The 11,867-nt window shown below is 69.9% G+C and carries 8 protein-coding genes; 7 read left to right on the plus strand and 1 reads right to left on the minus strand.

Going from position 1 to position 11,867, the window contains the following annotated elements; all coding sequences use genetic code 11:
- Positions 1-349: 349 nt before the first annotated feature.
- Positions 350-1,777, minus strand: coding sequence for a S28 family serine protease (locus ACFWV8_RS37505; RefSeq protein WP_384214891.1), 1,428 nt, complete (start codon positions 1,775-1,777; stop codon positions 350-352).
- 1,860 nt (positions 1,778-3,637) lie between these two features.
- On the opposite strand from ACFWV8_RS37505, the gene lxmK reads away from it, so the two are divergent.
- The 7 genes from lxmK to ACFWV8_RS37540 all read left to right on the plus strand — a co-directional run bounded on the left by lxmK (position 3,638) and on the right by ACFWV8_RS37540 (position 11,597).
- Entirely contained in the window at positions 3,638-4,759 is a 1,122-nt protein-coding gene (lxmK, locus tag ACFWV8_RS37510) for a class V lanthionine synthetase subunit LxmK (protein WP_384214893.1), read from the plus strand.
- On the plus strand, positions 4,756-5,811 hold the full coding sequence (locus tag ACFWV8_RS37515; RefSeq protein ID WP_384214895.1) for a T3SS effector HopA1 family protein: 1,056 nt from the start codon (positions 4,756-4,758) through the stop codon (positions 5,809-5,811). Before lxmK ends, ACFWV8_RS37515 begins: the two co-directional genes overlap by 4 nt.
- Positions 5,812-5,873: 62 nt before the next feature.
- Complete coding sequence (locus ACFWV8_RS37520) at positions 5,874-7,757, plus strand: ABC transporter ATP-binding protein (protein ID WP_384214897.1); 1,884 nt, start codon at positions 5,874-5,876, stop codon at positions 7,755-7,757.
- Positions 7,754-8,401: a flavoprotein gene (locus ACFWV8_RS37525; protein WP_384214899.1), complete on the plus strand. Its 648-nt coding sequence runs from the start codon at positions 7,754-7,756 to the stop codon at positions 8,399-8,401. The genes ACFWV8_RS37520 and ACFWV8_RS37525 overlap by 4 nt, the downstream gene beginning before the upstream one ends.
- On the plus strand, positions 8,398-9,231 hold the full coding sequence (locus ACFWV8_RS37530) for a class I SAM-dependent methyltransferase (protein ID WP_384214901.1): 834 nt from the start codon (positions 8,398-8,400) through the stop codon (positions 9,229-9,231). Before ACFWV8_RS37525 ends, ACFWV8_RS37530 begins: the two co-directional genes overlap by 4 nt.
- Positions 9,232-9,303: 72 nt before the next feature.
- Complete coding sequence (locus ACFWV8_RS37535; RefSeq protein ID WP_384214903.1) at positions 9,304-10,293, plus strand: ABC transporter ATP-binding protein; 990 nt, start codon at positions 9,304-9,306, stop codon at positions 10,291-10,293.
- Positions 10,290-11,597, plus strand: a complete 1,308-nt coding sequence (locus ACFWV8_RS37540) for an ABC transporter permease (protein ID WP_384214905.1) — start codon at positions 10,290-10,292, stop codon at positions 11,595-11,597. The genes ACFWV8_RS37535 and ACFWV8_RS37540 overlap by 4 nt, the downstream gene beginning before the upstream one ends.
- Positions 11,598-11,867: the final 270 nt, after the last annotated feature.

The raw sequence follows: 11,867 nt of genomic DNA on the forward strand, positions 1-11,867 counted from the left end.
CCTGCACACCTACAACTACCATCGCGGCCACACCGCACTCGGAGGCAAGCCACCCATCACCCGCGTCAACAACCCTGCGAGTCAATACACCTAGGTGCCTGATCCAAACGACAGGCCGTAGCACACCTTTTCAGCGAAATCAGCGGAATCTTCGCTTCCTGGGAACCTTCGGGGCCGCCCGAGCGTCCTTTTTGGTGTGCTCCCGTCGGCATTCCGCAGCGCGGTGTCGGCCCTCGTACTCACTGGCTACGATCGCTGACTCCCCTCTCCAGGCCGCCTGCGGCCGGGCAGCACACCGCCACCGGTGCGCCCCCCTTGTCTGCGCCGGTGGCGGTTTCGTGCCTGTGGACTACTGACGGAGCGTCGGCATCCGCTCCAGGTCCTTCTTGTCGAGCTTCGAGTCGTACGCGGCCAGCGGCTTCGCCTTGGCGGCGTCCTGCTGTACGGCGGCCGGTGCGACGTCGGCCCAGTCGAGGATGCGGGCCGTGGCCTTCGCCTGTTCGTCGGCCACGAGACCGGCGACGTTGGCGCCGTGGTTGGCGCCCGGTGCGGTGAACACATGGCTGTCACGCGCGCCGTGGCCGAGGCGGAAGCGTTCGGCGCCCCACGGGTCGTTCTCGCCGTAGACGAACATCATGCGGTTCGCGTTGTGGCGGACCCAGTTGTCGACGGACGGCATCTCCCAGGGGCGGAACTTCATGGGGATGTCACGCGGGACGAAGTTCCGCGGCGGCTGGTAGCCGTAGCGGCTCAGGTTGCCCAGGTGGGGCAGCTTGACGGTGGGCGCGCCGAGTTCCGTGCCCGCCTGGTAGTAGTAAGGCGTGTACGGGGTGAGGCCCTGGTCGGTGTAGAAGGAGAAGCCGGAGATCGCGTCGATGATGTTGTAGATCTCCTCGTCCGACGCGGTGGCCGGCGGGATGTCGGCGCAGTCGGCTTCCAGGCTGTACTGCCAGAAGGCCCAGACGAAGTCGAGCACCACGGCCTCGTACGCCTTGTCGAGCGTGCCGACGGTGGTGAACGTCGCGCCTTCCGCCTCGGCCCACTCCGCGTACCTCTTCTCCAGCGGCTCGCGCCTGACCAGCGCCTCGCGCTGCACGGCGTTGAGCTTGTCGCGGCACTCCTCGGTGCCGACCTGCTCGAAGAAGCGGTCGTAGGCGGAGTCTTCCTTGTTCACCACGTCGTTGGGCGCGACGTAGGCGACGACGCCGTCCATGTCCCGGGGGTGGAAGCGCTCGTAGTACGTGGCGGTCATGCCGCCCTTCGAGCCACCGGTGGCGAGCCACTTCTGCGGGTAGATCTTCTTCAGCGCGCCGAAGATCCGGTGCTGGTCGGCCGCGGCCTGCTCGTAGTCGAGCTTCGACCAGTCGGCCGGTTCGGGCCGGGACGGCGTGAAGAAGCGGTATTCGAGCGAGACCTGGTTGCCGTCGATGATGCGTGTCGGCTCACTGCGGCTCGGATTGGTGGACACGCCGTACCCGCTCGTGAAGAACACGGTGGGACGGCTGGTGTCCTTGTGCAGCAGCGTGAGGCGCTGCTTGAAGGTGCCCTTCGACGGCCGTTTGTGGTCGACCGGCTGGGTGTAGTTGAGGACGAAGTATCGGTAACCGGGATACGGCTTCTCCTCGATCAGGCTCATCCCCGGGATGGCGAGGATCTGGTCCTTGATGTCGGGGGCCGCGGATCCCGCGTTCCCGTCCGCGGCCGTTGCCGCGCCGGCCGTGCCCAGCGTGCCGACGAGCAGCACGAGCGACAGCAGCCATCTCAGCGCCTTGCGCATTCACACTCCCTGTGTTCATGACAGACGCCCGCGAACCTAGCCGGGGAGGCACCCGCCCCGCCAGCCCCCACGAGCCGCTCGCACCCGGATGGCGCCTCCCGCAGGCCGCGTTCGCGCCCCGGCCACGCGGACACGGAGAAGACGTGAACGAGCCGCGAGGAAGACACGGAGGAGGCGCGGAGGGAACGGAGGGAGCACGAGGGAGGCGCGAAGACAGCACGGAGAGAGCAAGGAGAGGAAGTGGAGAAACGTTCGGGGATCGGAAACTGAAGCGCCCGCGGGCCCTTCGAAGCACAATTCCGGGCCCCGGTGGGAGTGGGCCCGCCCGCCTCCACCGACACTTAACACGGCTGACACAACAAGGGCATCGCCTTTCCTCCGCGTAACCGGCGGGGCGCCTCGCCGTGCCCGGAATACCGCCTTCCCACGCCCGCCCCGGGGGCCTTCGCTCCGGCGATTCGGCCGTTTATCAACCGGGCTCCCGGCGCCCTGAATTGGTCGCCCGGGGATCGTTTCCCCCCTCGCGGGGCCCGCTCTTCGGGCGGTGCGCGGGACCCTGACGGCAGGCCCCGATCCGTCGCGACCACGACCGCGACGGATCGGGGCGGACACCCTGCCGAGGTACCCAGTCGCGACGTTCCGGACATCACGGCACCGACCAGACTCATGGCGACCGCCAAAGGATGCTGTGATCTGCATCACATATTCCGGGCGTGTCGTACCCCCCTCCGACGGCCTCCGATGGGGCGGAAAACTGAAGCTGGGAGACCGTACGGGCACCCCCCGGACCGGCCGGTGACGGGTCGACAGCACAGGGCGATCACATCGCGCCCTGTTCACCTCCCCCGCCGGACCGTTTGAACATACGAAGTGGAGGCGAGGTGGAGGGGTGTCATGGCCGCGGGTGGCCGGAGCATCGCCCACCTCGCACACGGGGGAGAAAACTCCCGCGTCACGAGCGGACGGACCGGATTACCACCCCGGTCCGATGACTGGAACGGGGGAAGGAATTGACTGACGCGTAGACCGGAAATCCATACTTCTCGGACCACGCTCGAACGAACCGGAGACAGCAGCTCTTCCGGCGGCAGCACAGGGAACGAGCTTCTTGTTTCAGGCCGTCGAGCACCTCGGAATCCGGCGCCTCACCGCCGGACAACCGTGAGGTTGATACAGGTGAATCCACGAAGTGTCCTCAGAGCCCCCCACCTCGGACTGGAAAATGATCACTTGAGAATCCTTCAACTTGTCTCGCAGGGCTGCACCATGGCGCAGGTCGCGCGCAGGATGGGAATGAGCGACCGCACACTGCGCCGAAAACTGCGGACGATATGCGAACGGGTCGACGTCGAAACGCCGATCGAAGCGGTTGTGTGGGCCGTACGGCGAAGAATCGTCTGAGCCCGGTCGAATCCACGACCCGACGCCCGTAAAAGCGAGCACCACGCGGTGGCGCGGAACGTATCGCTCACCGCACGCACACGGGTGACGAGAATGCGGAATTCTCGGTTCGGACATCTGGGCCCCCGAGCGGCGGCGTCGAGTGACGGTTAGCGGAGGAACCGTCACCGACCGCCGTTCGTCGGCCCGAACGTCGCGTCGCCTCCCACGTGGGTACGGTTTTCCCTGCTGACCCGCGTGGAGGCGGCCCGGTGACCCCGCCCCGGCGGCCTCGCCCCGCCCCGCCCCGCGTTCGGACGGCCGCGGGCGGCCCCGGGCGGCCCGGCACCCCGGGCGCCCCGAGCAGTCCGGTGGCCCCAGCAGTGCCGGACGCTACCCATCGGGCCACGCCCCGGCCGAGGGTGGCCGATGGCGGTCAATTCGTTGTCCGCCGACGGCGTCCCGCGATAGAAAACGGCTGTGGCAGGCGAAAAGATTCAATACCCGCAGGGCCGGTCTTCCGCGTCGGCTGTCGACAGTCCCGTGGACGCATCGGTCGAACAGCTCCTCGTCCAGCTCGACCTGGGTTCACTCAACGCCTCGGAGGTCTTCTCCTATCCCGGCCGCAACGACAACTGGTCGGGCGTGACCGACACCGGCGAAGCCGTATTCGTGAAGCGCCTCAAAGGGAATCCCAAGGAATCCCTGAAGCGCTACCAGCGGCTCATGTCATTCGAACGCCTGATGAATCGCGGCCAATCTCCCTTCCCCCGCCCCGAATTCCTGGGCGGCGACGAGGAAGGGCGCCTGCTGGTCTTCGGGATGCTCGACGACATCCGGTCGGGCAGCGAGCTCGCCGCGGAGGACGAGTTCACCGAGGCGACGTCCGCCGAGGCCGGCCGCACGGTGGCCGCCCTGCACCAACTGCCGTTCCTGCCGGAGGACTTCCCCGAGCCGGACCCGCACCCGTACCCGCCCGTCGAGGACCTGCGGTCGCTGCCGCTGGAGCACTACGTCAACGCCACCGGCGCTTTCATCCAGGGCTGGGGGCTGCTGCAGCGCGACGCGGCGCTGCTCGACGGGCTCGAACGCCTGCGGGCGACCGAGGCAGAAGCGACGCGCGTGCCGATCCACGGTGATCTGAGGCTGGATCAGTTCCTGGCCACGGAGAGCGCGTTGTACGTCAACGACTGGGAGGAGTTCCGGCTCGGTGACCCGGCGCGTGACGTCGGGGCGTACGTGGGCGAATGGCTCCACCGGGCGGTACTGCGGATTCCCTCGCAGGAGACGGACGACGCGTTCTCGGCGACGCTCACCCACGAGGAGGTCGTGGCGCGCGGCAGCGAGGAGCTGACCCGCGTACTGCCGCTGATCGCCGCCTTCCACCGCGGCTACCGCGAGGGCGGCGGCCCCGGCGACGAAGGTCTCGTCGTACGGGCCACGTCCTACGCCGGATGGCATCTGATCGACCGGCTGATCGCCTCGACCAAGGAGAACGGCCGTCTGTCGGCCATCGTCCGGGCGGCGGCGGGAATCGGCCGGACCGCGCTGCTTGATCCGCGGAGCTTCGTCTCCACGGTGGGACTCGGGGAGGCCGCATGAGCACGGCTACGAACACGGGCACGGGCACAGGCACAGACCTCGCGCACCCGACGGACCCCACCCCACCGCCCCTCTCCGCCGGACTGCGGAACGCGCTCGACACCGTCCGGATCACCGCGGACGGCAGGACCGCCTGGGTCGGCGACGACGAGGTCACCGCCGAGTCCCCGTCAGCGATGCGCTTCACTCTCGCCCGCGCCCTCTACGAGGTGCTGCACACCGGCCGCGGCATACGCGACCGCAAGGCGCCCAAGACCCTGCGCGCACCGGAGTACGAGACCCGGATCGCCGAGGCGACCCCCCACCCGGCGACCGTCGCACCCGCCGTCCTCGCGGACCGGCGCACGGCCGCCGGCCGGCGCGTGGTCGAGATCGACGGTCTGCGCCTGAACGTCCCCGACTCCGTGACGCTGCGGGAGACCGGCCGTACGGTCGGCGACCCGGCGCGCCCCGTGGTCCTGATGGTCCTCCCCTCCGCCCGCCCGCTGATCTCACCGGGCTTCTTCCTGGTGGACAGCGGCAAGGGCCGTACGGGAGGGGGCGATCTGCTGCGCATGTATCTGCGGGTGGCCGACGCCGAACAGGCGCCCGCCCTGTGGCACGCCGTACTGAGCACGCTGGAGAGCCGGTCGGCGATCTACCGGGCGAAGATCATCTCAAACCCGGCCAGTCTGCCGCGTAACGACGGCATGGTGGTCTATCTGAGTTCCGAATCGTGGGGCGTGGTCGGCGCGTTGACCGAGAGCGCCCTCGCCACCGGGCTGCCCGATGGCCCGCCTCCCGCGTTCGCGCATGTCGTGGCCCCGGGCGTGACGGCTGCCTGGGAGCCGAAGGACGACCGCACCGGCATGCGCGGGCTCAGCTTCGGCGAGCACCGTTCGCATGTGGTGGCCCGCGCCTTCGTGGCCGCCGCCGAGCAGGGGCGCGAGCGCCCGACCGCCGCCGAGCTCTCGGCGGCGTGCACCGCGGCGAACGTGGACCCCGCCGACCCCGCCCGGAACCTCGACTCGGCGCCCTGGCCCTGGACGACCACGGCCGCCGCCGCGCCCTGAACCGTCGGCCGTGCGACCGAAAGTGACCGGATGCAACCGCAAGCTTGAGGAGAACCACCACCATGGCCAAGGCAGAACCACGTCCGGCCGGCACCGACGAACTGCGCGTCTTCGCCCAGCTCCTGGAGGGCCGGAAGACCGCCGTCGCCGGTGCGGTGGTGATGAGCATGCTCTCCGCCGTCGCCACCCTCATGCTTCCGCTCCAGGTCCGCGACCTGGTGATCGCCCTCGGCCAGGACGAACGCCCGATCCGGCCGATGCTCGCGATGGCCGGTCTGGCGCTCGGCGCGGGCCTCGCCTCCGCGATCGGCTCCTTCCTGCTCGCCCGCGCCGGTGAGGCCCTGGTCTCCGAGGCCCGGTTCCGGATCGCCGCGCACATCCTGACCCTTCCCCTTCGGCGCGTACGGCGCGAAGGCGCCGGCAATCTGGTCGCCCGCGCCAGCTCCGACAGCTCGCAGCTGCGCTCCGTGGTGGATGTCGGCGTGGCGCAGATCCCGTCGTCCCTCTTCCTGGCCGTCGGCACGCTGATCGCCATGGGTCTGCTGGACTGGGTCCTGCTCCTGGTCGTCCTGGCCACCTTCACCGTCGCCGGACTCGGCATCTTCGCCTGTGTACGGGCGATCCGCAGCGGTGTGGAGAGGCAGCAGAACGCCATCGGCACCATGTCCCAGCAGATGACGGCGGCGGTGCTGTCGCTGCCCACCGTCAAGGCGTTCCTGGCCGAGCGCCAGGTGGCTTCCTCGCTGGGGCACAGCGTGGACGACGCGCGCAAGGCCGCCGTGTCCGTCGCACGGGTGAGCGCGCTGGTCGGTCCCACGATGCAGTTCGGCCAGCAGCTCTCGATCGTCGCGGTGATGGTCGTCAGCGGGGCACGGCTCGCCTCCGGGGATCTGAACATCGGCGAGTTCGCCGCCTTCATCGTCTATCTGCTCCAACTGGTCTCGCCGCTCACCCTGTTGGTCTCGGGCTTCGCCCGTATGCAGTCCGGACTTGCCGCGCGTGGCCGGCTGAACAGCGTCCTCATGATCCCGTCGGAGGACCCCGGAGCCGCCGCCGAGATCGAACCGTCCGCCACCGCGCCGGCCGTGGAGTTCGACCAGGTCACCTATGTCGACGGCGAGCGCACGATCATCCACGGAGCGGACTTCGCGGCGCCCGCGCGCGGGCTGACCGCCATCGTCGGCCCGTCCGGCGCCGGCAAGACGACGCTGCTCGGCCTCACCGAACGCTTCCTGCTGCCGGATTCGGGCCGGATCTCAATCTGCGGGTTCCCGGTGGAGCAGTGGCCGCTGCACCAACTGCGCGGTCAGATCAGCTACGTCGACCAGAGCTTCACCCTGGTCGAGGGCACGGTGCGCCAGAACCTTCAGCTCGGCCAGGACACCGACGTACCGGACGCGGAGCTGTGGCGGGCACTTGAGAGGCTCGGGCTGCGCGCGGCCGTGGAGGCGCTGCCGGACGGTCTCGACACCGAACTGGGCCGCGCCGAGGACCTGTCGGGCGGTCAGCGGCAACGGCTGGCGGCAGCGCGCGTACTGCTCCGGGAGACCCGCGTCGTCCTCTTCGACGAGCCGACGTCCCAGCTCGACAGCGAGAACGAGGAGCGGCTGCGGGCGCTGATGCGTGAACTCGCCGCCGAACGCGCGGTGATCGCGGTCGCGCACCGTATCTCGACCGTGCAGGACGCCGATCTGATCGTGGTCGTGGACGAGGGACACATCGTCGACCGGGGTACGCACGAGGAGTTGCTGACGCGCTCCGCGCTCTACCAGGAGCTGGTGCACGGCCAGACGCTGCGCGGCGGCAGCGCCGGTGAAGACACGGGACCACACGCCACCACGACTGTCATGGCTCCCCCCATGGACCCGGCGCCGGCGCCGGAAACCGCCTCCGCTCCCGAGCCCGCGCCCGTGGCGGGTTCGGGGGCGGGAGCGGCGGCCCGGTGACCGCAGGCGCGGGTGTGCCCGAACCGGTCGGTGTCCGGCGGCTGTTGGTCGTCGGTACGGGATCGGTGACGGCCGCCCATCTGCCGTTCTGGGCGAGCTGGCTGCAGATGGGACAGCCCGACGTGGAGGTGCGGTACGTCCTCACGGGGGCGGCCACCCGGTTCGTCACCCATGAGGCGCTGGTCGCCATCGGCGGCTGCGACGTACTGGCCGACCGCTGGCCGGACGAGCCCGAACCGCGCGCCCGCCATGTGGATCTCGCGCAGTGGCCCGACGCCGTCGTGGTCCTGCCCGCGACGCTCAACTATCTGGCCCGGCTGGCGCTCGGCCTCGGTGACTCGCCGTCGGTCCTCGCGCTCCAGTGCACGGAGGCCGCGGTCGCGCTGGCGCCCGCGCTGCCGCCCGGCGGAGCGCAGAGCGCGGCGTACGCGGAACACTCCGCCAAGCTCGCCGGACGCCGCAACGTGGTCGTCGTCCCGCCCCATCCCGGCCGCAGTACGACCAGTGGCCGGCGGGAGGCGTGGGCGCCCGCCTCGTTCCCCGAAGTGCTGGCCGCCGCCGACCGGTTGAGGGCGGAGCTGGCATTGACGGCGGAGCAGGAACACGTATCAGCGGAAGAGCGGAAACAGAGGGAGAGAGCATGACCACCGAAGCACCCCGGCAGACCGAGAACCGGCAGACTGAGAACCGTACGAACGGCTCCACGGCCTCCCAGAACGGGAACGGCAGCGCTTCCTCCGGCAGCAGCGCGTACGGCGAGGCGCTGGCCGACGTCTACGACTCGCTCTACCCCACCTCCGGCCCGGCCATCGACTCCATGATCACCTTCCTTGACGAGCTGCGCCCCGCACCCGCCTCGCTCCTCGAACTCGGCGTCGGCACGGGCCGGCTGGCCATCCCACTGGCGAAGCACGGCTACCGGGTGCACGGGGTGGACGCCTCCCCCGCCATGCTGGCCAAGCTCCACGAGAACGACCCCACGCGCGGCATCACCAGCTCGGTCGCCGACTTCAGCGCGCTTCAGGTGGAGGAGCGGTACGACGTCGTCCTCACCGCGCTCAACACCTTCTTCATGCTGCCGACGCAGGAGTTGCAGATCGGCTGTCTGCGGGGCATCCACGACGCACTCGCGGACGGCGGGGTCGCCGTCTTCGAGACGTACAACCCGCAGAACTACCACCGGCTCTCCGAGGCGACGACCCAGATCGGTCATCTGGCCGCGGACGCACTGCTGTTGGACACGATCCAGGTCAACCGGCAGCTCCAGTCAGCGCTCGTCGTCCACACGATCCTGGGCCCCGGCGGGCTGCGGAAGGTGCCGGAGGTCAGCCGGTACGCGTGGCCGGCGGAGTTCGACGTGATGGCCAGGCTCGCGGGGCTGCGGGTCACCGGCCGCTGGGCGGGCTGGGACCGGAGCCCGCTGTCGGAGCTGACGGAGAAGCACATCGTCGTGGTAGAGCGTCAGGACGCATGAGATCCTTGACGGAGTGATGTGTTAACGCAATACTCCAATGAGTTAACACATCATCGTCGGGAGGTACGGCACATGGCTGCGGCAGCGCTGGAGGTCGACCGCGTAGGGAAGAGCTACGGCAAGCGCCGGGCCGTCGACGACATGACCTTCGACATCCGCGCCGGTGAGCTCTTCGGCTTCGTCGGGAGCAACGGGGCGGGCAAGACCACCACGATGCGGATCATCCTCGGAGTCCTCACGCCCGACGCCGGGGAGGTCCGCTGGCTGGGCCGTCCGGTCGACTTCGCGGCCCGCAGGCAGTTCGGCTACATGCCCGAGGAGCGCGGTCTGTATCCGCGGATGAAGGTCGCCGAACACCTCAGGTATCTGGGCGAGTTGCACGGCATGTCGCGTGCCGGGGCGCGGGCGGCGGCCGACCGGTGGATCGAGCGGCTGGAGGTCTCGTCGTACGCCTCCGAGGAGGTCCAGAACCTCAGCCTCGGCAATCAGCAGCGGGTCCAGCTCGCGGCGGCGCTGGTGCACGAGCCGAAGGCACTGGTGCTGGACGAGCCGTTCTCCGGTCTCGACCCGGTGGCGGTGGACGTGATGCGCGACGTGCTCGCGGAGAGGGCCGCCGAAGGCGTGCCCGTCATCTTCTCCAGCCACCAGCTGGCGCTCGTCGAGCGCGTCTGCCACCGGGTCGGCATCGTCGGCGGCGGGCGGCTCATCGCCTGCGGCACGGTCGACGAGCTGAGCGCGAGTGCCGAGCGCCGGCTGCTGGTCGACGCGCCCGGGGCGGGCGAGAACTGGGCGGCGGGGCTGGCGGGCGTGGAGGTCGTGAGCCGCGAGGGCACCCGCACCCGGCTCCGGCTGGCGAAGGGCGCGGACGACCAGCGGGTGCTGCACGCGGCACTGGCCACGGGACCGGTGTCCACCTTCGTATCGGAACAGCCGCCACTGACCGAGCTGTACCGCGATCTGGTGACCAGAGACGAGGCCGCGAGCGCGGAGACCGCGACGGCAGGCGCCACGGGCGCGGCGGACAGGGACAGCGCGAGCGAAAGCGAGGGCGGCGGGCGATGAGCACAGCGGCACAAGCGGACGCGAACGCGGGCACGGGCACGGGTACGGACAAAGACACCGGCACCGCCGTACGGGACGGTGGCGCGCCCGCCCCCGGCGGCGGCCCCTCCCCCGGCCCCGGCGCCCTCTCGGCGCGCCGGGCCGTCGGCCTGGTCGCCAAGCGCGAGATCAACAGCAGGATGCGGACGAAGTCCTTCGTCCTGAGCACGCTGGGACTGGTGCTCGCCCTCGGCGTCTACACCCTGATCATCCTCTTCTCCAAGGAGGGACCGGCCAAGGTCGGCGTCGACCGGGACGCCGCCGCGCTGCGTCCGACGCTCACCGCCGTCGCCGACCGGGCGGACGGCATCGACTTCGAGTTCGTCACCGTCGACGGCGACCGTACGGAGAAGCTGCTGCGCGACGGGGACCTCTCCGCCGTGATCAGTGGCGACACGACCGACCTCACGGTGACCGTCGAACGCGAGAGCGACGAGGACCTTCTCGCCGTCGTGAACGCCGCGGTGGCCGAGGAGCGCACCACCCGGGAGCTGGAGCGCGCGGGCGTGGACCCGGTGGAGTTCGCGGAGCGCGTGGCGTCCTCGAACCTGGAGACCAGAGCGCTGGAGCCTTCGGAGAACAGCGCGGCCGAGCAGTTCGCGCTGATCCTCTCCGCCACCGGACTGCTCTACTTCTTCTTCATCGTCTACGGGATCATGCTGGCCCAGGGCGTGGTGGAGGAGAAGACCAGCCGGGTCGTGGAGCTGCTGCTCTCCAGCATCCGGCCCTGGCAGCTCCTCGCGGGGAAGCTGATCGGTGTGGCCGTCGTCGGCGTGACCCAGCTCGTCCTGCTCGGCGGAGCCGCGGTCGTGCTCGCCGAGGGCACCGGAGCCATCTCGCTGCCGACGGCGGTGGGCGGGACGCTGGTGACGATGGGGGTCTGGTTCCTGCTCGGCTTCTTCCTCTTCGCCGCGATGCTGGCCGCCGCCGCGGCGCGCGTCTCGCGGCAGGAGGACCTCCAGGCGGTGGTGCAACCGGTGATGGTGCTGATCACCACGCCGTTCGTGCTGGGCATCACCCTGCTGAGCAAGAACGCCCACGACCCGGTGATCGAGTGGCTCTCGCTCGTACCGCCGCTCAGCCCGATCCTCATGCCGGCGCGCATGCTGCTGGGCATCGCGCCCGCGTGGCAGGTGGCCGTGTCCCTGGTGCTGGCCGTGGCCGCGCTGGTGGCACTGACCCGGATCGCCGGGCGGATGTACGCCAACAGCGTGCTGCGCAGCGGCTCCAGAGTCTCCCTGGCCGACTCGCTGCGGCTGCGCTAGGTCGTCCCTGATCGCGGACAGGCCGAGAAGCGGCCCGTCCACCACACCCCACTCACACCCACGCCCAACCCCAACCCTCACCCCACTGAATGGGAGTACGTCATGAGCACCGCCGTCTGGATCGCCATCGGAATCGCCCTCCTTGTCGCCGTCGTCGCCGGAATCGCGAAGAGCAAGAGCTGAAAGCAAAAGCTGAAAGCAGGAGCTGACCGCCGCCCGGCACACACCAGGTGACGGAGGGGCCGGTGTTCCCGGGTGGCTCCCGGGAAC

The organism is Streptomyces sp. NPDC058665, from assembly GCF_042714995.1.
Taxonomy (GTDB): domain Bacteria; phylum Actinomycetota; class Actinomycetes; order Streptomycetales; family Streptomycetaceae; genus Streptomyces.